General features: G+C 43.4%; 21 protein-coding genes and 1 pseudogene. 11 read left to right on the forward strand and 11 right to left on the reverse strand.

Going from position 1 to position 19,807, the window contains the following annotated elements; genetic code table 11:
- Positions 1 to 429: 429 nt before the first annotated feature.
- Both HWQ40_RS06820 and HWQ40_RS06825 read right to left on the reverse strand, forming a co-directional pair.
- Positions 430 to 1,992: a metallophosphoesterase gene (locus tag HWQ40_RS06820; RefSeq protein WP_292775919.1), complete on the reverse strand. Its 1,563-nt coding sequence runs from the start codon at positions 1,990 to 1,992 to the stop codon at positions 430 to 432.
- A 120-nt stretch (positions 1,993 to 2,112) separates the two neighbouring features.
- The gene (locus HWQ40_RS06825) at positions 2,113 to 3,084 is read right to left on the reverse strand and encodes a YegS/Rv2252/BmrU family lipid kinase (RefSeq protein ID WP_292775921.1); all 972 of its coding nucleotides are present in this window, start codon (positions 3,082 to 3,084) and stop codon (positions 2,113 to 2,115) included.
- Between the two features lie 599 nt (positions 3,085 to 3,683).
- Here HWQ40_RS06825 and HWQ40_RS06830 point away from each other — a divergent pair.
- From HWQ40_RS06830 to glgA, 4 genes and pseudogenes are all read left to right on the forward strand, one after another.
- A pseudogene (locus tag HWQ40_RS06830) lies at positions 3,684 to 4,064 on the forward strand (phycobilisome rod-core linker polypeptide); the annotation flags it as partial.
- A 59-nt stretch (positions 4,065 to 4,123) separates the two neighbouring features.
- Positions 4,124 to 4,453, forward strand: coding sequence for a hypothetical protein (locus HWQ40_RS06835; RefSeq protein WP_292775923.1), 330 nt, complete (start codon positions 4,124 to 4,126; stop codon positions 4,451 to 4,453).
- 204 nt (positions 4,454 to 4,657) lie between these two features.
- Complete coding sequence (gene hemC / locus HWQ40_RS06840; RefSeq protein WP_292775925.1) at positions 4,658 to 5,629, forward strand: hydroxymethylbilane synthase; 972 nt, start codon at positions 4,658 to 4,660, stop codon at positions 5,627 to 5,629.
- 137 nt (positions 5,630 to 5,766) lie between these two features.
- On the forward strand, positions 5,767 to 7,206 hold the full coding sequence (glgA, locus tag HWQ40_RS06845; protein ID WP_292775927.1) for a glycogen synthase GlgA: 1,440 nt from the start codon (positions 5,767 to 5,769) through the stop codon (positions 7,204 to 7,206).
- A 146-nt stretch (positions 7,207 to 7,352) separates the two neighbouring features.
- On the opposite strand, the gene HWQ40_RS06850 is transcribed toward glgA, so the two are convergent.
- Positions 7,353 to 8,624: a HEAT repeat domain-containing protein gene (locus HWQ40_RS06850; RefSeq protein ID WP_292775929.1), complete on the reverse strand. Its 1,272-nt coding sequence runs from the start codon at positions 8,622 to 8,624 to the stop codon at positions 7,353 to 7,355.
- 167 nt (positions 8,625 to 8,791) lie between these two features.
- Between HWQ40_RS06850 and HWQ40_RS06855 the strand changes: the two genes are divergently transcribed.
- Positions 8,792 to 9,592 (forward strand): DUF1838 family protein, encoded by an 801-nt coding sequence (locus tag HWQ40_RS06855; protein ID WP_292775931.1) that lies wholly within the window; start codon positions 8,792 to 8,794, stop codon positions 9,590 to 9,592.
- 390 nt (positions 9,593 to 9,982) lie between these two features.
- On the opposite strand, the gene HWQ40_RS06860 is transcribed toward HWQ40_RS06855, so the two are convergent.
- Positions 9,983 to 10,165, reverse strand: coding sequence for a hypothetical protein (locus tag HWQ40_RS06860; protein ID WP_094350501.1), 183 nt, complete (start codon positions 10,163 to 10,165; stop codon positions 9,983 to 9,985).
- Positions 10,166 to 10,415: 250 nt separating this feature from the next.
- On the opposite strand from HWQ40_RS06860, the gene HWQ40_RS06865 reads away from it, so the two are divergent.
- The 3 genes from HWQ40_RS06865 to HWQ40_RS06875 are packed head-to-tail and all read left to right on the forward strand — an operon-like array spanning position 10,416 to position 11,922.
- Positions 10,416 to 10,655 carry a hypothetical protein gene (locus HWQ40_RS06865; RefSeq protein WP_289795387.1) on the forward strand — a complete coding sequence of 80 codons (240 nt, stop codon included), beginning with the start codon at positions 10,416 to 10,418 and terminating at the stop codon, positions 10,653 to 10,655.
- A 33-nt stretch (positions 10,656 to 10,688) separates the two neighbouring features.
- A complete protein-coding gene (locus HWQ40_RS06870) occupies positions 10,689 to 11,597 on the forward strand; it encodes a HEAT repeat domain-containing protein (RefSeq protein WP_292775934.1) in 909 nt (302 codons plus the stop codon).
- 4 nt (positions 11,598 to 11,601) lie between these two features.
- Positions 11,602 to 11,922 carry a transcriptional regulator gene (locus tag HWQ40_RS06875; protein WP_292775937.1) on the forward strand — a complete coding sequence of 107 codons (321 nt, stop codon included), beginning with the start codon at positions 11,602 to 11,604 and terminating at the stop codon, positions 11,920 to 11,922.
- A gap of 47 nt (positions 11,923 to 11,969) precedes the next feature.
- Here HWQ40_RS06875 and HWQ40_RS06880 read toward each other — a convergent pair whose 3' ends face one another.
- The 4 genes from HWQ40_RS06880 to HWQ40_RS06895 all read right to left on the reverse strand — a co-directional run bounded on the left by HWQ40_RS06880 (position 11,970) and on the right by HWQ40_RS06895 (position 14,384).
- Positions 11,970 to 12,578 carry a HEAT repeat domain-containing protein gene (locus tag HWQ40_RS06880; RefSeq protein ID WP_292775939.1) on the reverse strand — a complete coding sequence of 203 codons (609 nt, stop codon included), beginning with the start codon at positions 12,576 to 12,578 and terminating at the stop codon, positions 11,970 to 11,972.
- 225 nt (positions 12,579 to 12,803) lie between these two features.
- Positions 12,804 to 13,298 carry a bleomycin hydrolase gene (locus HWQ40_RS06885; RefSeq protein WP_292775942.1) on the reverse strand — a complete coding sequence of 165 codons (495 nt, stop codon included), beginning with the start codon at positions 13,296 to 13,298 and terminating at the stop codon, positions 12,804 to 12,806.
- Positions 13,299 to 13,377: 79 nt separating this feature from the next.
- Positions 13,378 to 13,935, reverse strand: coding sequence for a bleomycin hydrolase (locus HWQ40_RS06890; protein WP_292775944.1), 558 nt, complete (start codon positions 13,933 to 13,935; stop codon positions 13,378 to 13,380).
- Between the two features lie 278 nt (positions 13,936 to 14,213).
- On the reverse strand, positions 14,214 to 14,384 hold the full coding sequence (locus tag HWQ40_RS06895) for an NblA/ycf18 family protein (protein WP_012410163.1): 171 nt from the start codon (positions 14,382 to 14,384) through the stop codon (positions 14,214 to 14,216).
- Positions 14,385 to 14,678: 294 nt separating this feature from the next.
- On the opposite strand from HWQ40_RS06895, the gene HWQ40_RS06900 reads away from it, so the two are divergent.
- The 3 genes from HWQ40_RS06900 to HWQ40_RS06910 all read left to right on the forward strand — a co-directional run bounded on the left by HWQ40_RS06900 (position 14,679) and on the right by HWQ40_RS06910 (position 17,045).
- Positions 14,679 to 15,296: a phycobiliprotein lyase gene (locus HWQ40_RS06900; RefSeq protein ID WP_292776364.1), complete on the forward strand. Its 618-nt coding sequence runs from the start codon at positions 14,679 to 14,681 to the stop codon at positions 15,294 to 15,296.
- A complete protein-coding gene (locus tag HWQ40_RS06905) occupies positions 15,293 to 15,838 on the forward strand; it encodes a hypothetical protein (protein ID WP_292775947.1) in 546 nt (181 codons plus the stop codon). The genes HWQ40_RS06900 and HWQ40_RS06905 overlap by 4 nt, the downstream gene beginning before the upstream one ends.
- Before the next feature lie 439 nt (positions 15,839 to 16,277).
- A complete protein-coding gene (locus HWQ40_RS06910; protein WP_292775948.1) occupies positions 16,278 to 17,045 on the forward strand; it encodes a phycobilisome rod-core linker polypeptide in 768 nt (255 codons plus the stop codon).
- A 228-nt stretch (positions 17,046 to 17,273) separates the two neighbouring features.
- Here the strand turns inward: HWQ40_RS06910 and HWQ40_RS06915 are convergent, their stop codons facing one another.
- From HWQ40_RS06915 to HWQ40_RS06925, 3 genes are all read right to left on the reverse strand, one after another.
- Complete coding sequence (locus HWQ40_RS06915) at positions 17,274 to 18,191, reverse strand: RluA family pseudouridine synthase (RefSeq protein ID WP_292776366.1); 918 nt, start codon at positions 18,189 to 18,191, stop codon at positions 17,274 to 17,276.
- A 262-nt stretch (positions 18,192 to 18,453) separates the two neighbouring features.
- A complete protein-coding gene (locus HWQ40_RS06920; protein WP_292775950.1) occupies positions 18,454 to 19,113 on the reverse strand; it encodes a Uma2 family endonuclease in 660 nt (219 codons plus the stop codon).
- A gap of 292 nt (positions 19,114 to 19,405) precedes the next feature.
- Entirely contained in the window at positions 19,406 to 19,756 is a 351-nt protein-coding gene (locus HWQ40_RS06925; RefSeq protein WP_292776369.1) for a DUF952 domain-containing protein, read from the reverse strand.
- Positions 19,757 to 19,807 lie beyond the last annotated feature (51 nt).

Genomic DNA, 19,807 nt, shown 5'->3' on the forward strand with positions numbered 1-19,807 from the left:
GAAGATGCGCTAAACCATATTTAAGTACAAGAAAGAAAAACGAACCGCATTCGCGCAGCATCTCGTAAGAGTTGGACGCAAAGGACACAAAGAAAGAAAGAAGAAGTTAAGAGGGTTTGGCGCAGCCTCACAAAGAAATGGTATTACCATTAAGACCGCAGAGGGGCAGAGTTTTTGGCCTTTCCGCATAGATTCGGTAATTATAACTAATTAGCGGGATACTATATTACATATAACGTCTCTACATTTATTCTCAGGCGTAAGAATGGCATTGTCAGCCGAAACAATGGCATTGTCAGGCGTAACAATCGTATTGTCAGCCGAAACAATCGTATTGTCAGTCAAAACACTCGTGTGTACACCGTAAGCAAACTCTGAAGGGGTGACAAAGCGTCTTTGGGGTTCTACGGGTTTAATACAGCAGTATTACTAGATAATCAGCGGCTCAAGTTCACGATTATGCCATTGCCGCTGATGCCATTCGGCAACTAAAGGACGGACAATAAACTTGGGCTGTCCATCGCCTTTAACGTCAATGCGTAAACCTGAATAAGGTCGTCGCTTCTGAAAACCTTGACCGTTGCGACCGATGAACAGATGCGATCGCGCCACTAATCTATTTTCATTCCCAAAAGTTTCCATCAAATTTGCTCCCTCAATCCGCTGGCGTCGCAAACTAAACCCGCTACCGCCACAAACAATCCAGTGGATATGAGAGTCAGCGTGTCCCGTATCCATTGTTTCTAGATGTTCCAAGCAGTGTGCGTGACCGTTTAATACCAAATCCACCAAAGGACGACCCTGAGTTAAAGAACCGATTTCTTTAGCTACCGCATCCAGCACGCCACGCAGGCGATCGCGAACGATTAGAGTTTGTGCTTGTTGCCACTTCGTCGCCTCAGTTACATAAGGTGGATGATGGAAATAAATTATCCTTCCCCGAACTTCAGGATTATTCCAAGATTCAATTAATCTTTGCTTGAGCCAATCGAGTTGTTCAGTGTCAGTCAGCGTTGTTTTATTAGTAGCTAGTTGCTTATCGATATCAACAATAATTTCTTCAATTTGTGACAGCTTGGCATGGAAGTCGTCTAATTGATCGGCTTCATTAGGGTTTTCGGGACGAAGTTTGGCTGAAGTTTCAATAATTTGCTGCTTTTCTTGCTCGAAATCTTCACGGCGTTTTTCTAAGAGTTTGCGATCGGCATCACCTTTTCTTGTTTTCGGTAGCGGTGGTGGATCGTTAAATGTATTAGAATCCAAAGCAAAGAAATCAATACCGCCATAACGAAAAGTGTAATAGCGATTGGGAAGGCGGGTAAAGTGCCCAGGTTGATATGAAAGACAACGACCTGTATCTGTCTTGGCTGTGTAGTACCGATCTAAGTGACTCGCTAACTCTCCTGGAAGCTGAAACGCCTGAAGATAGTCGAGAAATGCCTTTGCGTAAGCGTCACCGCATCCTGAGCCATGCAAGCCTACATCTAGGTCTAACCGCGATCGCAACAGGTGACGAATGGGTAATGTTGTTAGAGATGCCAAGCTTAATAAAATCGGCAAGTTATAGTAATCGTGATTTCCCGGCACAGGTAAAATGGGCAGCTTAAAAACCATCTGGTCATAGGCAATCCGTTTGCGATGCTCTGTGCCCAAGAGAAACTCTCGGTAAGGCTGAATGAAGTTTTGCTGGTAGTATTCACTCGATCCCACTAAATAGATCACATCCCCCGTATGCAGCATAAAACGGGATTCGTTGTGATGGGGCAGCATAAGTTCAGCCACCTGTCGCTGGGGATTGTGTCCCCGGTGACTGCCGGAACCACTATCACCGACAACTAAAAATGAGAACTCAGAATTGTCTATTTGACCATCTTCCAAAACCAGCCGAGTTTGGTCGATATTCCGTTCCATAATTAACGGATCTTGCCACCGTACCCGCTGATTCATTTTACGAATTTTGTTAGCGATCGTTGGATCAGATACAAGTTTCAATACAACCTACTCCTGAATCTTTAATTGAAGGAAGCAGGGGAGCATGAGAGCAGGGGAAATTGCAGTAAATTTTTCCGCTCTGCCCAATGCCCAATGCCCCATGCCCCATGCCCCATACCCTCATTCTCCTGCTGTATCTTTCATCTCAATAGTCAGATTAGGAAGTCCCTCTAGTTTTTCGGTAGGCTCAACTTCTTCTACTAATGGCACAAAAATTCTTAAGCCTGCTGGTACACACTTAATTTCTACAGGTGTTGTGCCTACTATTTCACCATCTAGAACAACTTTTTGTGGTGGGTTAGTCGTAATTTTAAATTGTTTAGCTCGCACAAAGCCAATATCATCCCGGTCTACGGCGTTACCTGTAGAAGCCGTTTGAAATAGATGAAACGTGGCAGCGATCGCTCCTGCCTTGTTCGCTGGAGCTACAATCGTTAAATCTAGTAACCCATCATCATAAATCAAACCTGCTGGTCCTTGAGCCAAAACTGAAGTGGGAGGCGCGGCATTTGCTACCGTTACTGCACAGGCACTAGTTCTAATTATCCTATCTTCCGTTTCAATTTCAACATCAAAGTTATGTAAGCTTCTTAATTGCTGGATTCCTGCCAAAACGTAGGCCATCATCCCAAAGCGATTCTTGGCGTCTCGGTCTGCCAATTCTACAGTTTCAGCTTCAAAGCCAATACCTGCCAAGAGTACCATTGGCCGATCGTTGCAATAGGCTACGTCTACATGGGTGGTTGCTCCCTGCAAAATTGCCTGACACGCACCTGCGATCGTGTCAGGAATTCCTAAAGCTGTGGCAAAAGCGTTTGCTGTTCCTCTGGAAATGATCCCAAATGGGATATCAGTTCCGACTACAGCCGCCGCCGCTATTGAGAGAGTACCATCCCCCCCGGAAGCAATGATTGCATCTACTCCTCGCTCTACAGCTTGATATGCCAGTTGGTCAGCATCGATTTCTTCAGTTGTAAAATAAATATCTAGATCGATATCTGGCTCTAATATTGCCCGAATTTCTGCTAGCTCTGTATCTGGGTCGCCCTGACCCGCAACAGGATTGAAGATCAGACAGGCGGAACGATTCATAAGGTAAATAACTAGGCTTGGATAACTAATGAAGATAGCAAATTATTCTTAGCATTCCTGTAAATTTTCAACTTCCCTTTTGGGGCTGAGTTTTTTAGAGATATTGACCAAGTTCACTGCGATGTGCGATCGCATCATACACCAAGAAAAGGCAAGAACCTTTATAGCAGTTCTCGTTTACGTGAGGTACACCCGTAGGGGCACGGCACTGCCCATTGGTGTAAACTTAAGCCAAAACCCTTTTAAAAATCTCGTTTTCAGGAGCTGGTATGTTTCGCGATCGCCTGTGGTCTGGGTTTCCCACTCTTGGATTTCCCATCGTTTTTTTCCTTGATGCACCTGTTGACAAGCTTACATGAATCTTAAGTTGTCACTAATGGTCAGAGCAGGGGAACGAGATACACCCTACACTCGTGAATGTTGTACCGCATCTGAATGGGAACCGCTATAAAGGTATCCATCATCAGAATTGTATATACACAGGTTTTAAGAAATTCCTATATTATGGAAAGTGAGCAAATTACTGTTCTTGAGTCGTAGTTTCAGCAAAGTGAAATCAGCGATCGCAAGTTTATCCGTTTAGTAGCGAAGTTTGAGTTGAGCAACCTAGAATTTATACAGCCGAATATCTGCAATCATTACTAGAAATGGATGCCTTGATTAAGGCAGCCTATCGCCAGATTTTCCACGAACAACAGATGCTAGATAGCAATCGCCAAACTTGTCTAGAATCCCAACTGAGAATCGGTCAAATTACAGTCAGGGATTTCATTCGAGGGTTAGCAATATCTGATGCATTTCGGCGACTCAATTACGAAAGCAACAACAATTACCGCTTTGTGCAGATATGCGTACAGCGCTTGTTGGGTTGCAAGGTTTACAATGAACGCGAAAAACTAGCCTGGTCGATTGTGCTAGCTACTAAAGGACTGCACAGGTTTATCGACGATTTGGTGGATAGTGAGGAGTACATGAGTAATACCAATTCAAAATTCAAAATTCAAAATTCAAAATTAAGAAAGCCTGACAGAACAAAGGTTTGGGAGTATGTATCTGTCGCATTTTTTTTTTAAATTGGTATAACTTTGGTTACAATACAGTTCCCTCTCAACGGCGACGGATTTTACAAGGACGCTCTTTACGGGAATTACCATTTGCCAGAATTGCTCGTTATGGCGAAGATTATCCTGATAAATTGCCGCTTTCCATGACGAGAAAGCAGGTTGAGCCTTTTAATTTACAGACCTTCTTACGCAGTTCTGACAGAGATGTGGTGTCATTGTTGTTAGCTTCGATGCTGACACTGATTGTCTTGTTTACTTTGCTGACTACATTTGGTTATTCCCAAAATTTGGTGGGTACTAGCTGAAACTTGAGATGTTGCGATCGCTCACAATGGCGATCGCAACATCTTCAGTGCATAAAAATTCTATTATTTGAGATTCCTCAAACAAGCTTTTGGTAAAGAATTGTAATCCCAAATCCCAAATCCAAAACCCAAAATTCGTATCAGTCCCTGATTACGGTAGTCTAGATGAGAGTGAATTTATCGCCTCCTTTGATATATTGTTTTATGACTTCAGTTGTTTCTAGTCCCCCACGCACTATTCGGATTGGTTCACGTAAAAGCCAACTTGCTCTGGTTCAGACCTACTGGGTACAAGAGCAACTTCAGAAAAGCTTTCCTGACATCACTTTTGAAGTCCACACCATGTCTACCCAAGGCGATAAAATCTTGGATGTAGCATTAGCTAAGATTGGCGATAAAGGACTTTTTACTAAAGAACTTGAACTCGGAATGCTCAATCAAGAGATTGACTTTGCGGTTCATTCTCTTAAGGATCTGCCGACTCACTTACCAGAAGGGTTAACGTTAGCAGCAATTACTGAACGAGAAAACCCAGCAGACGCATTAGTGGTGCATGAAAAGCACAAAGATAAACAAATCGATACATTGCCAGAAGGCGCGGTAATTGGTACATCTTCTCTACGGCGGTTAGCACAGTTACGCCATCATTTCCCTCACTTTACCTTTAAGGATGTGCGGGGAAACTTAATTACACGGTTGGCAAAACTGGATGCAGGCGAATACGATGCTTTGATTTTGGCAGCAGCAGGGTTAGAGAGATTGGGAATGGGCGATCGCGTTCATCAAGTTCTACCTAAAGAAATCTCCCTGCACGCCGTTGGACAAGGTGCTTTAGGGATAGAATGCCGTGCTGATGATAGTGAAGTGCTATCTCTACTCAAAGCGATCGAACATACCGAAACACGCGATCGCTGTCTCGCCGAACGATCTTTTCTCCGTTCTCTAGAGGGTGGATGTCAAGTACCCATCGGTGTAAATACAGAAATATCTGGTGAGAATTTGACCTTAACTGGGATAGTCGCCAGTGTAGATGGTCAAAAGTTCGTCAAAGATACCGTAACCGGACTTGCCAATAACGCCGAAGCACTAGGCACAGAACTAGCAGAACTGTTGCGACAACAGGGAGCGCAAGAAATTTTATCAGAAATTTTTGCGGTGATTCAGCGCGGTTCCTAAGCAATTGGGCAAGCCGATGTGATTAGATAATAATTGATCGCCGTTGCACTAAAGATGTGCCAGACGCGACAAGTCGCGTTGGTCGGGATTTCAGAAAGTTAATTTGACAATATAGACTCAGGGAAGCAAAAATTACCATGCGGATTCTATTTGTTGCAGCAGAAGCAGCACCCGTTGCGAAAGTAGGAGGAATGGGTGATGTTGTCGGGGCATTACCCAAAGTCCTGAGAGAAATGGGGCATGATGTGCGGATATTCTTGCCTTACTACGGCTTCCTGCCAGACAAAATGGAAATTCCCCAAGAACCGATCTGGTGGGGAGATGCCATGTTCCAGCACTTTGCAGTATACGAAAGTATTCTGCCTGGTACTGATGTTCCCTTGTACTTATTTGGACATCCGTCCTTTATGCCGCGCCGCATCTATTCTGGAGATGATGAAGATTGGCGGTTCACATTGTTTGCTAATGGTGCAGCCGAGTTTGCCTGGAATTACTGGAAGCCAGATGTTATCCATTGTCACGATTGGCATACAGGGATGATTCCCGTGTGGATGCACCAAGATCCTGATATCACCACAGTGTTTACCATCCATAACCTGGCTTATCAAGGACCGTGGCGTTGGTATTTAGAGAAAATTACTTGGTGTCCCTGGTACATGCAAGGACACAACGTTATGGCGGCGGCAGTACAATTTGCCAATAAGGTAAATACAGTTTCCCCTACCTATGCCGAGCAAATCAAGACACCTACTTACGGTGAAACATTAGAAGGTTTGCTGTCTTTTATTAGCGGTAAATTATCTGGAATTATCAACGGTATTGATACTGAGGTATATAACCCAGAAAATGACAAATACATTGAGCAAACCTTTACTGCTGATACTTTAGAAAAACGCAAAGCCAATAAAATTGCTTTGCAACAAGAATTAGGACTAGAAGTCAACTCCAAAACCTTTTTTATTGGGATTGTTACCCGATTAGTGGAACAAAAAGGCATTGATTTGATATTGCAAATCCTTGATCGCTTCCTATCTTATACAGATGCCCAGTTTGTACTGTTAGGGACAGGCGATCGCTACTATGAAACTCAGATGTGGCAATTAGCATCCCGCTTTCCGGGACGCATGGCAACTTACTTACTGTATAACGATGCCCTGTCTCGCCGGATCTACGCTGGTACTGATGCCTTCTTGATGCCCAGCCGTTTTGAACCATGCGGTATTAGCCAAATGATGGCTTTGCGCTACGGTTCTGTACCCATTGTCCGCCGCACAGGTGGGTTAGTTGACACTGTAACCCATCACGATCCTGAAAATGCTGCCGGTACTGGTTATTGCTTCGATCGCTATGAACCGCTAGACCTTTTCACTTGTATGATCCGAGCTTGGGAAGGCTTCCGTTTCAAACCGCAATGGCAAGAACTACAAAAACGCGGCATGAGTCAAGATTTTAGTTGGTATCAATCTGCCAAGCAGTACGTGAAGTTGTACAGGTCAATTTTCAGTTTGCCAGAAGAGGAAGAGGAGACACCAGAACCAAAGTTAGTTTTAAACGAAGCAGTCACAACTAGCAAGTAAAAGGGCGGTTATAAACCGCGTCTACACAGGCAAAACCCACCTTTGTGGGTTTCAAGCCTCAATTTTTCCTTGCCCAACGGGTTCGTTGAAAGCGTTCTCGTAAGAGTAGCCACGCCACGACTCCCAGTCACTAAGGCTAGAGTTGACTATTGATTACTCGTCGCTTTCGCCCTAATTAACCAATCACGATCGCCAGTGCAAATTTCCCGACCAGAGGAGTCTCCTAAGCGGTCTAGCGCTAATAAACAAGTGTATTTCAAATCCCAAATCGGCGTATTTAGGCAAATTTTGATTTCAGGAATTGCTCGTGAATCACCCAATTCACCAAGAGCGATCGCACAGGCTGCACGAGATTTCTGAAACTGGGGTTCGCGGTTTTGCAGGTTTTCTATTAATAAATCGTAGGCGGGTGCATATTTTAGCCAGCCGAAAAGTTTCATGACATGATAATGAGCGCCATAATCGTTATATGCCTTGTCCGAATAAGTTGCTAAAAGCGCTGCTGGTGCTTCTTGTGGATAAATATCTAGTAAGGTTTTTGTTGCTAAATAACACCGTCCAAAATCGGTTTCGTAGAGTTCGTTAATCACAAAATCTAGAACAGGAGGAGCATCATATTCATGTACTAGATCGAGGTCGTTGGGATGATCGTAGAGTACTTGCTCTAAGTAAGGTTGAATTTCTGTAAAGCTAATTTCACCACTGGGAACACCTATATCCAACAGCATCCGCAATCCTCGCAACCGAAACACCAGAGATACAGGACAACGGGCAATTTCTGGGATGGCTTTGTAGTAGCGGGAATCAATCAGGTCTTGAATGCAACCGCGCCGTGCATTGACACTAGAACTTTGTAGTAGCGCTATCACTTCACTAATTTGGGAATAGTTACCCGTGAAGCGACAAACTGTAGCGATCGCAGCACTACGGGTAGGTTCATCTTCAACTTGGGTAAACTTCCGTACACGTTCTAGGGACGGCTGATAGTCAGCGTTAGCTAAAGTGTGAATAATGACTCGATAGATTTGACCTGGTTTATCCAGCAGTTGCGCTACCTCTTCGAGAATTTCTGGATCTTTAGTCCCAATTTCTCCAATTGCCCACACGGTATTCTCAACAGTATAAATATCATCATCTTTAAGGCACTGCCGAATTACAGGTAAAGCTGATTCGGCTTGCAATCGCCCCAGACTTTCCACAGCTTTGCGTCGAACAATCCGGTGGTCTAACTCATCAGGGTTACTGGTTTCAATCGCCCGTACCAAAGCTGCGATCGATTGCTCAGTCTGGAAGTTAATTAAATGGGAAACAGCAATATACTTATCAGAAGCGTCTTCGAGTTGTTCTAATGGTGTATCAATAATTGCGATCGCTTCTTCTTCTGTTAGCCCAAACATTTTAAAAAAACGTTTATCCATTGATCTATAAATGGCTCTTGGATAATTGCTTAGAGATCACTTTTACTATCGTACTAGGGACTGGGTACAGAGGATTGGGGATTGGGAAATAGCGGTAAATTCTATTTCGGGATTGATTGAAGCATCAAAAGCGTCTACGTAGCTATTTGAGGATAATAGGAACAAATATGAGTGATTATTTAGATGACTACGAATTTAACAACCTCGATTTTTACAGAAAAAATCATGGGTTACAGCTTTATTACAACTGGTCTGGAGAAATTTGGTGGCAAGAAACACCAGAAAAATCAAAAGAAAAATTATTCTCTATTATTGGGATGAATGCTACCAAAGTATTTATCAAGCCTGATTCTGAGTACAGCGAAGTCGGATATCGCATCAATAGAGAGTTGGGTTTATTTTGTGACCCAGACACGCAAGAGATTCTGCACTTTTGGAAGTCACCAACAGCGAGTCAACCAGTACCAGTAGTACATATTGCTAATCGTATTGTCCAAGGTTCAGTCAAACCAAAGAAATTTATCATACCTAAAGGCAGTGGATATATTACCTCTGTCATGGAAATTCCTTTAGAATACCCGCATCCCTTAGCAGGAGATAGCAAATATTCAGACTATTGCCCTGGAGAAAAGTTTAAGGGAGTTGAGTACTTTATCTCAAATACTTGCCGACCTGATACAACTGAAGTCCCTCCTGCTAAATGGGCGCGGGACTGTCCTTGGTTGCCCTGGATGAAGTTAGGATATGCTCATCCAGCTAAATTAAGATTTGAAACCACAATATTTAGAGTAGATTCTTTTGAGCAACTTCATCCTAGCTTGGTCAAGCTGGTAAGGGAAAAAGTGCCAATTTATGAATTCACGCCAACAGAAAGCGATGAGCCGAATGTGACAAGCATTCAATACTTTAAGAAAAACTTTGAATCCTACTTGCGGGGAGATATTTTTCCACTGGAAGAAATCTCTTAAAGTAATTCGTAATGACGCTCCTACGCCGCTACTGCTGCGCTAACGTAATTTGTAATTGAATTCTTAGTGCGAATATAACTCTTAAGAAGGATGACAAAGTAATATCGTATGATTTGTAATTACAAGGAGTTATTTGCTTGATTGCGATTGCTTCTTCTTCTGTTAGCCCAAACATTTTAAAAAAAGGTTTATCCATTGATCTATAAATGGCTCTTGGATAATTGCTTGCAGGTCACTTTTACTATCGTACTAGGGACTGGGTACTAGTGATTGGGGACTGGGAAGAAGAAGCCTAAACGTGGAGAGTACAAAATAACAACGTTTGGCCGAGGTAGAGCCAAAGAAACTAAAAAACGGCATCATTGCCCTCAAAAAAACTGTACAAAAAAGCTATTCATCCTCATCTCCTGATGGTCGTTCGCTGTCACTTTGTTGGGTGTTCCACTCTAAAACAATACGCTCTAGCATTTCCGCCTGCGTACAGTTATTTACAGCAGCGTATTGCTTAATTAGCTCTCTTACTGTGGGACTAATATGACGTATATCTAGTGGGTTGTTTCTTGTCGTTTCCACGATCTTTTTCCAGAATGTAGTTGGATTAAACTTTTGAAGATTTACGTCAAAAAGCTTTACCAGTGGTAACGCGATCTGAGAAGATCATAATATATGCATTTGTCAGCTATTAGTTCAGTTGCCTCTTGCTAATTGTTCAGTTTTATGTAACAGCTAAACGTTGGTCTTTAGCGAGTAACCAAATACAAACATTTTTGGGAACACCGATCGCACATCATTCATATAAACACATATTTAGGAAACCAAACTTATGGATGAAACCTCTGAACTCACAACAGCCAATAACATAACCGCTCAAGATGTAGCAGAAGTAATTGCAGAACTTGAGCAATATCGGGAACGTCTAGTTCAAGAAACTACGGAAACGGCAAAACGGGCAAAGTTGATGAGAGTAAGCGTTATGGCAAAACTGGAGCCTGAGCTTGCCAAGATTGATTCTGCCCTCCAGGAACTCCGTAATCAACAGGCTGCACTGAGTGGCAGCAACTAGTCATTTGTCTTGATAATTTAGCTAGAAGTTAATATGCTCAACTCCGAAACTCAATCCGGGGCAGATTCGTTAAACTTGTCCCATGCAGAAACTGATGCTTTATTTGCAGTAGTGAGGGAGCAATTAAGCTTAAACACCTTCAACTCGGATGACCAAGAGCTACTAAAGCGGATGGTTGAGAGTATGGGGGACTCACGGGGCATGGTTAGGTTGAGTTTTGCAGAGGCTTTGGGTAAAATCGGCAAACCAGCTACCCCTTTATTGATGGAAGCTGTGGCAAGTCATCCAAACCCAGTTGTGCGGAGAGCCAGCGCTAAAACTCTGACACTGATCGCTGACCCGATCGCAATTCCCACTTTGGTCAATGCCCTCTTAAATGATGAAGATATGGTGGTCAAAACCTCGTCGGTGGGGGGGCTTGCCAAAATAGGTGAAGCAGCTGTACCAGCATTGCTGAAAATCTTAGCGTCAACCGAGTATCCAGAAAGTGCCAAAGGTCATGCGGTATGGGCGTTGGGATTTATTGGGGCAGAAGCGAAGGAGCATTTATATCGAGAGATTAACTCAGAATCAGCTGAAGTTCGGGCTGCGGTGGTAGGTGCGATCGCTAAAATTGCTCAAGAAGGCACTGAAGAAGGAGCGTTTAATATTTTAATTAACGCCCTCAACGATCCATCTGAAATTGTGAGATGTGAAGCAGCAGCAGCTTTGGGTAGCCTGACCTATCGTTCGGCAATTCCTAGCCTCGTTGAGTTACTGCATCATCCCGATTGGGAAACTCGAAAAGCAGCGGCTTTGGCATTGATGAAGATTGGCGATGGTGCTGCTTTAGAACCCCTGCAAGCCGCATTAACTCAGGAAGAAAAAGCGGGGGTTCAGGCAGTTATTAAGTTGGCGATTTCTCAAATTGAGAGGCAGTTAGAGGAAGAAGCTTGGGAATAAGGCGATGGACATTTACACTACCAAGGTGATTGAGACGGAAGAGGAGTGCGATCGCGCCCTAGCTGTAGCAGAGCGCCTAACATTTTGCAAAAACCGGACTCTAGAAGAGCAAGCTCTGCATAAGCTGATAGTAACCCTGATTGAAGCGTATGAGGCACAGAACTATTCAATGGAAGTCAGTGACACCCGTCAAGCGGACTTGGTGGGCATCATCGGGCCGAGCGGCGTGGTGTCTGAGGTTGTGAACGGTAAGCGGTCGATTAGTAAGGCACAAGCTAAGGTGCTCGGAGGTTCCTTTCAGGTGAAACCCAGTCTGTTCATCTAATCTATCTGCCCTATTGGGATTGATAAAAGTAGTTGTAAGAGCGATCGCTACTCTCTCTTATATTTAATCACTTGATCTAATCGCGGCAAAGCACTCACCGCTGACTCCCGAACATACGGATCGACAGATTCATCATTTGTCAATGCCGTCAGCACTTCCACCCCTCGGATATCACCCATCGAACCGAGTGCATTGATGATCGCCACAGCCACCGCCACATTATCTATTGTTTTCAGAGCTTCAGTCAAAATCTCAAAGGCAGGAGAACCAATCTCACCCAGAGCCATCACTGATGCAATATAAACAACGGCATTTTGGTCATTGAGCGCTGTTTTTAATCCCTGTAAGCCCTCAGATGGGAAGGGAACATCGGGATGATTAGCAGCAACCTGTGCTAAAGCCTTAGCACAACTACCCCGAATGGTCGCATTATCACTATTTACTAATGACTCTACCAGTAGCGGTACAGCATCTGTACCAATAGCACCCAGTGCTTTTACCGCAGCTCGACGATAGGTGACATCTTCTTCATCTAAAATACCCATCAGCCGAGGAATGGTATTTTCATCTCGGACATCAGCCAGTTCCCACATGGCTCGTTCCCGCAAATTGGGGTTAGGGTGTTTTAACTGTGCAAATAGAGAATCTATTGTCATAAAAGAAAATTTTCCTGTTTAAATCCCCCAAGTTCAATCATTAATTACGAACTGGTACTGAGCGTTCGCGTAGCGTCTCGTAGAGAAGTCGAAGTATTACGAATTAATAACAACTTAGGGACTCTTGGTCAATCACTCAACCTGATACAGGCAAAGCAACGGACTGAGAGTCCCTGAGTTTTAGAGTATGACGATCGCTCGTCTACGTCTAGTCAATCCCTATGACTATGAAAGGGAGTTGATTACGTAGTCAAGAAGAGAGCGGAACTCAACCAACGCTTGAGGAGACAAGTCGCGAGGAGAGCAAGCGCGATCGCGAGTATAAGTCAACGCGGTAACGTAAGGAGCGGTGGGCAGATTCAAAGAGCGATAAACTTCGCGAGCACCTGCAATTCCCCACTCATCCAGAGGACCAGTACCGCCCACAACTAAGCTGTAGTTGATCAAGCGTAAGTAGTGCTTGATGTCGCGGAGGCACTTATCTTTCTTAACTTGAGTGTCGCCAGCTTCACCTTCTTGGCTCAGGTAAGGATATTTCTTGAAGGCAGCATCATAACCTTCCTTAGCTACGTTATCGATACCAGAAGCTAGCTTTTCAGCAGCTTCTAGACGAGCATTAGCACGCTGAATGCTACCTTGAACGGATTCTAGATCGGAACTGCTGGGAAAACGACCTGCTGCATCAGCAGATCCAATAACTGTAGTGATAACTGATTTCATTGCTTTTTATACTCCAGATTAGATTTGATCGAGTTTTAATTTCAGTTTGCTTGGCTAAACAGCCTTTAGCCGTGAGCGATTAGCTCAAAGCAGAAATTACGCGATCGAAGTAGCTAGCAGCTTCAGCAGCTAGAGCAGAGCAGTCGCCTTGAACAACTTCTTGTTTACGGAATTTTTTACCAGCGTTAGCTTCAGTGTTGGTGTTGGTGATGTGAGCGACGCTGATAGCCTTCAGGATTTGGAAAGCCCGTACAGAAGAGCCAGTGGGTACGCCCAAAGCTGTGTAGGTTTCTTTCAAACCGTTCAAAGCACGATCGTCCAATACGGAAGAATCACCAGCCAATAGCGCGTATGTTACATAGCGCAGAACGATTTCGGCATCACGTAGACAAGCAGCAGTCCGACGAGTGGGGTACAAGTTACCACCAGCTTGTAGCAAACCAGTGTTTTCACAGGCAATCCCAGCGATCGCATCAGAAACTGCACAGCTAGCATTGCTGGCGATCGCATTCACTGCATCAAGGCGCTTGTTGCCTTCAGCGATGAAAGACTTAAGGGCTGCCAAGTCAGCACCACCGATAGGAGCGGTTTTGGCATCAGCCGTAATTACAGCTCTGGAAAAAGCATCAAGAACCATGAGTTCTCCTTAATATTCACAAATGGCGGATATTATTTTTGGCGTGTTCTCGATCAGGTTAACTGTGAGTAGCCAAACAAAAACATAGGGGATTAATAGTACCCTAGTCTTTACTATGAGAGACAAAGTAATAATCTGTAATATTTACCTATAATTTGGCTGTCCCGCTCAAAAAATCAAAATTTAGCCAAAATTGGGCAAAAAATTTAAGACTTACGCATTTTTGTGGAACTTTGCCATTGCGTAAGTCTTAAGGAAAAATCTTATTTTTTACTCGATCAAGCTTGTTTGAGTAGATGTTTGACCAAATTATCTTTTACCATCATCTGCCGTAAAACTTCTAGTAAAAATTCTTGAGCCTCTTGTTGACTCAAACTTTTTACCTGGTCTTTCAAATTTTGTAAGCGAAACTGTTGTTCTAAAGTTAATTCAACTGGAAAGTCCATCATTCACTCCTGTGATTGACTGAATCGAAGGGTATTTGTTGTTAGTGGAAAACGATCGCTTTCTACTAGTTTAGCACTTGGATAGGAAAATGTCTACATTGTCAAGCCATAAAGAATCAAGCTCATAAAAGTTTACAATTAGATAACAGTCATGTCTGTTTCTTCCTTTTTAGGGTATTTATTGAAGCTGGGCGCTAATCGCTGTAATGTTTAGAATATTTATATACCAACTACTCTAAAAAGAAAGAACTCGTAAAACATCATCCGCAGGAGCAATAAGTAGGAGTCAGAAGATTGATAGACGCAATGGAATTTTTTCAGCTAAGTGCTGGTAAGTGGCGATCGCAACGTGCAACTCATCATCTAGCCTTCAAGCGCTCAGAGACGGGAGAATCGGATATACAGGTAGAAACTCTCGATGCCGATCATCCAGAAATCATTGAACTATGTCGGTATCATGAGATTGACCCCAGCCTTTCAGTCGGTGGTTCGCGTGTGCGTTGGCTAGGGACAATGGCTTGGGATCGAGAGGATGAGGAGAATCATCAGGGGAAAACCATATTTGCGATCGTGCCTGATAGCGATAACCCAAGGCAAGGCAAATTACTCCGCGAAAGAGGCTACGCCGAAATAGTGCCTGTAGTCGGTCTTTTTCATATGGATGATGAAGATGGACTGGTGTTGACAACCGAATATGAAACAATGAGTTCCATTGAGCGATTCTGGTTCGCCAGCCCAAATATGCGACTACGAACCAGTACAGTCAAACGGTTTGGTGGCTTTAGCACCGCATCCTTTTGTACTGAAAGCCGTATTGATGCTTCCGTTGAGGTTTCCAGCGCAGAAGAAGTAACAGAAAGACTTGGGCCGGATGTTTTGGAAAAAAGACAGTTTTATTCAGTTTTGGGCTGGTGAATTATCTCAAGCAGAGCGATGCTTTTACTCGTGGGCAAGATTATCTGCGTCTGGTACAGGGACTTGCCCTAGAACCGGGTATGGTGGATGTGTTGGATAACCTGCGCGATCGCATCCCCATTTGCACTTGGATCGGCGATAATATTAACGCCGTAAACGCTCAGATCAACGCCTATCTGGAAGTTTGTCATCAGTGCTTTCATCCCCAAGAACGTCGCCAAATCCAAATTTTTGCAGTTCCCATAGCTCAATCCTTCGGGATAGATGGGCTGTGCAATATTCTTACAAACCCAATCACTATTCTGGTAGATGTTGGTCGAGTTGCACCTAGAGATTGGTTTGGTGTAGTCGTCCATGAATATGCCCATGCCCATCTAGGAGAGTTTGGTCACAATGAGCAGTTTGCTAGCATCCTATCTCATCTATGCTTAGGACTGGGATTGGAACCACCCTACTGGCAAGCAGGAATGGAAGCAACTTTGCGTAGCTGGCCTCACTGTAAATCAACCATAGATCCCCTGGAATTTTGGATAGGTCGCTGAGTCGCCGAGGGCGCAGGGGAGCAGGGGAGCAGGGGAGCCAAAGGGACTTTAGTGAGAACTTGCAACAAGTCTTTCCGCTTGTCCCCAATTCTCCTTGTCCTCTTCACCATGCCCAATGCCCAATGCCCCATTAATTTCTTTTGCTAAATGTTAAAAATTATTGCTTCAGTTCAAATAGGTGAAACTGAATCTCCTAATCTAAAATATGTGAATAAAATTTTTTAGTCATTTACGTAGCCATTAAACTGGAAGCCTGACTCCCTATTTATTGATTAGCTATGGGTTGAATCCACCAGGCTAATCATTTATCCTACGAATACTTAAATTCCCTTAGTTAAGTTTCGTGAAATTTTATCAGAATCTGAAGTTCTGATACAACTACTCCCTTAATATGTGATTAAAAGTTGTTAACTTTAATTAAGAACATGGAGGCTTTAGAGTGGCAATTCCTCTGTTAGAATATGACCCTTCAAGTCAAAATCAGCGTGTAGCTTCATACGAAATACCGGGTGATGAACAGCCCAGGATTTTTACTACCGACAATATACTTTCTCCGTCAGATTTAGGTGATTTGATCGAAGCAGCATATCGTCAAATTTTCTTTTATGCTTTTGCTGCCGATCGCGAAACATATTTAGAGTCTCAACTCCGTAATGGACAAATTACAGTACGGGACTTCATTCGTGGGTTGGTGCTTTCCAATACCTTTAAGAAAAGCTTCTACAACCTCAACAATAATTATCGCTTTGTTGAGCAAGTAATTCAGCGGGTTCTAGGACGCGATCCATACAACGAACGGGAAAAAATCGCCTGGTCAATTGTAGTCGCTACCAAGGGTATTGTCGGCTTTATTGATGAAGTGCTCAACACTGAAGAGTACCTGAGCAATTTTGGATACTCCACAGTGCCTTATCAGCGCCGTCGGATACTGCCATCCCAATCTCAGGGTGAGTTGCCATTCAACATCAAATCTCCACGATACGAAGATTATCACCGTGCCAAATTGGGTTTCCCCCAAATCATTTGGCAGGTCGAAGTACGCAGATTCCTCCCACAAGAGCAAAAGCCCAAGGCTGGCGATCCAGCTTTATTCTTGGCTTTGGCACAAAGTATCAATGCAACTGGCAATGCTCCACAACGGATCTCGCCATACAACATCGATATCGAAAAGTCTGTACCTTATCGGCAACTGTCAGGAATTAAATAACGATTTTTAGTCGGTGGCTGGCTAGGACATCCATTTAATCGTTTTATAGCGTGCATAAGTCTTGGGTTATGTAGGAGTTTTATTTAGATATAACTAAGTGAAACAGACTCTATCCCATGTCTAATGCACGCTAGTTGTTAATGGGCATTGGGCATTGGGCATTGGGCATGGTTTTTTTATCAATGCTCGATGTGTTTAAAATGGGGATATTTTTAGGCGTGGATGAGGTTAAAGTGTAGCTCGTCTTTTTAGCATCTCTAAAAGTTTTGTAAAGTGGGCGGGAGGAGTCGCTGTCACCTCAATCAACTCCTCAGATAGGGGATGCTGCAATTTGAGTCGCCAAGCGTGTAGTGCTTGACCAGGTAAATTTACACCCACTGAATGGCCAGAACTATAAACTGGGTCGCCGACAATGGGATGACCAATTTTGCTGCTGTGGACGCGAATTTGATGGGTGCGTCCAGTTTCTAATTGAAAGTGAATTAAGGTGAAGTTACCAAGGCGTTCTAATACTTTCCAGTGAGTGACGGCGACTCGCCCACCTTGTTCAACAGGCATAACAGCCATTTTTTTACGGTCTTGGGGATGGCGACCAATTGGCAAGTCTATAGTGCCACTTTCAGTTTTTGGCGCACCGTAAACTACGCCCAAGTATTCTCGTCTTGCAGTTTTTGCTTTGAGTTGTGCTTGTAGATGATGATGGGCAATATCTGTTTTAGCGATCGCGATCGCTCCTGTTGTATCCTTATCCAATCGATGGACGATTCCCGGACGTTGGACTCCGCCAATTCCTGGTAAATTAGGACAGTGAGCCAGCAGGGCATTTACCAAAGTACCATCTGGATGACCGGGCGCAGGATGGACAACTAAGCCTGCGGGTTTGTTGAGAATAAGTAACTGGTCGTCTTCATAAAGGATATCTAAGGGGATATCTTCTGCTTGCAGTTCTAAAGGTTGAACTTCTGGTATTTCGAGAGTGATGCGATCGCCTACCTTGACATTGATCTTTTTGGATGTACAAACTTGATCGTTAAGTTGGACGTTACCCTGTTCGATTAACTGTTGGATGCGGGAACGGGATAAGTCTGGTAATTCTTGGGAAAGGTAACGGTCGAGGCGATCGCCTTTGGTGTTGACGCAGTGTATCGTACTCTTAAGGGGAAGCAAGCTAGGTGTAGCATCCTCATGTGGAGTTGACAAGCGTTCGCCCTTGGCGTTGGCGAAGCCATCGCTATTTTCTTGGATTTGTAAATTAAATTCGGTCACAATTGCTCTAGATTAATTCCCGTTCTTTAAGTAAAGCGCGGAATGCCTTTAATTTGGCGGTTAGAAATCGCGTATACCCAGGCAAAACCTTGATTTGACCTTAGTCCACGGAGGCGGACGAGAGTTTGTGTACCCGCGAATTCTATTCGCCTTGGCTGTCTTGTATTTGTTTTCTTACCGATTGTCGAAATACTCTAAGTGCTGAACTCATTCCTGTAGTTCGTGCCATTTCTACAAACCGGGGAATGAGTTCCATGATAGAAAAAGTAGGAAATGTGGGGCTGATGAGAGACTTCACATATTGTTTACCTTGCAGCAAGCTAATTTCTAGGTTTTTGTTTTCATATCGCCAAATTTCAGGTACTTTTAACGCCTCGTAGGCACTAATTTGGGTTTTAGAGGTGACATCAATTTCAATCGCCAAATCAGGAGGAGGATCAACAGTTAGGTCGATCCTGTCTTTGCCAATCATTAACTCATAGTTTTGAATATAAAAACAATCATCAGGTTCAATACCTGCACTTATATCTTTTCGTTTAAAGGTAGTTGAACCTAAAGACTCCCAATTGAGATCGAGTTCATCTAACAAAGCTTTCACCAAGTCTCCGATGATTACCTTAGCTCGCTCATGTTCTGGTAATGGAGCCATAATTTCTAACGTTCCTTGGCTGTATGCTATTCGACTTCCGCGATGTTCCCCTAACTCATTGAGAATTGCTTCAAATACTTGCCAACTCACATCTTCCAGTATTATTCTTTGCCCTGGCGGAACTCGAATTTGGCTGAGTTGAAGAGTAACCATAGAATGTTAGTTGTTAAATAATTTCATTTTTACTCAAATTTGACATGAGCGAAAAGGGAATTTCCCGGATTGGATGTAGAAAAGGCCCTGTAAAAAGCGATCGCTTAAATTCAATACGCTTGAGTTAAGGGCTAATTGTACAAAATTGTGGGTTTTCGATACGCGATAAATCGCCGTCTCTACAAGTGTTTTGGTTTTATCTGAACTGTATTGTGCTTAAATGATCTCCATCTCTCCTCCTCCGTATCCTCCGCGCCTCTGCGGTAGCCTGCGGCAAGCCGAAGCGTCTACGTTATTCTAAATCTATAACTTCTTGCGGTAACTCAAATAAACCATCTTTCCCAGCTTCAAAATCAATCACCTGATACACAGCATCAATATTTAACGCACCATAAATATGAGGAAATAATTCCCCTATTTCAGCAGGTTCATAGCGAATTTCAGCTTGGACTTTTTCAGAATCAATAAAAAGTAGTACCAATTCTTTTTGATTATCAAAAAATCTCTTTGCAACCTTGAGTATTTGCGTTGATTTTGAACAATGTATAAAACCTTCACTGTCTAACGAATCAGCGCGATATCTACCAAGATTTTTTGCTTGTTCCCATTGTTGGCGTTTGGTAATATGGAGAATGGTGTTCATAGAAAATCTAGGAATTTCTGCGTCTTGTAATATTTTCAGGAAATCTTCTAA

Source organism: Nostoc sp. NMS9, assembly GCF_017114995.1.
Taxonomy (GTDB): domain Bacteria; phylum Cyanobacteriota; class Cyanobacteriia; order Cyanobacteriales; family Nostocaceae; genus Nostoc.

Bases quoted from the DNA above. Each gene is read 5' to 3' on its own strand.
- HWQ40_RS06825 (WP_292775921.1), bottom strand. From the start codon at position 3,084: ATGAATCGTTCCGCCTGTCTGATCTTCAATCCTGTTGCGGGTCAGGGC.
- HWQ40_RS06885 (WP_292775942.1), bottom strand. From the start codon at position 13,298: ATGAAATCAGTTATCACTACAGTTATTGGATCTGCTGATGCAGCAGGT.
- HWQ40_RS06920 (WP_292775950.1), bottom strand. From the start codon at position 19,113: ATGGTTACTCTTCAACTCAGCCAAATTCGAGTTCCGCCAGGGCAAAGA.
- HWQ40_RS06855 (WP_292775931.1), top strand. From the start codon at position 8,792: ATGAGTGATTATTTAGATGACTACGAATTTAACAACCTCGATTTTTAC.
- HWQ40_RS06870 (WP_292775934.1), top strand. From the start codon at position 10,689: ATGCTCAACTCCGAAACTCAATCCGGGGCAGATTCGTTAAACTTGTCC.
- HWQ40_RS06850 (WP_292775929.1), bottom strand. From the start codon at position 8,624: ATGGATAAACGTTTTTTTAAAATGTTTGGGCTAACAGAAGAAGAAGCG.
- HWQ40_RS06925 (WP_292776369.1), bottom strand. From the start codon at position 19,756: ATGAACACCATTCTCCATATTACCAAACGCCAACAATGGGAACAAGCA.
- HWQ40_RS06890 (WP_292775944.1), bottom strand. From the start codon at position 13,935: ATGGTTCTTGATGCTTTTTCCAGAGCTGTAATTACGGCTGATGCCAAA.
- hemC (WP_292775925.1), top strand. From the start codon at position 4,658: ATGACTTCAGTTGTTTCTAGTCCCCCACGCACTATTCGGATTGGTTCA.
- HWQ40_RS06880 (WP_292775939.1), bottom strand. From the start codon at position 12,578: ATGACAATAGATTCTCTATTTGCACAGTTAAAACACCCTAACCCCAAT.
- HWQ40_RS06895 (WP_012410163.1), bottom strand. From the start codon at position 14,384: ATGATGGACTTTCCAGTTGAATTAACTTTAGAACAACAGTTTCGCTTA.
- HWQ40_RS06865 (WP_289795387.1), top strand. From the start codon at position 10,416: ATGGATGAAACCTCTGAACTCACAACAGCCAATAACATAACCGCTCAA.
- glgA (WP_292775927.1), top strand. From the start codon at position 5,767: ATGCGGATTCTATTTGTTGCAGCAGAAGCAGCACCCGTTGCGAAAGTA.
- HWQ40_RS06875 (WP_292775937.1), top strand. From the start codon at position 11,602: ATGGACATTTACACTACCAAGGTGATTGAGACGGAAGAGGAGTGCGAT.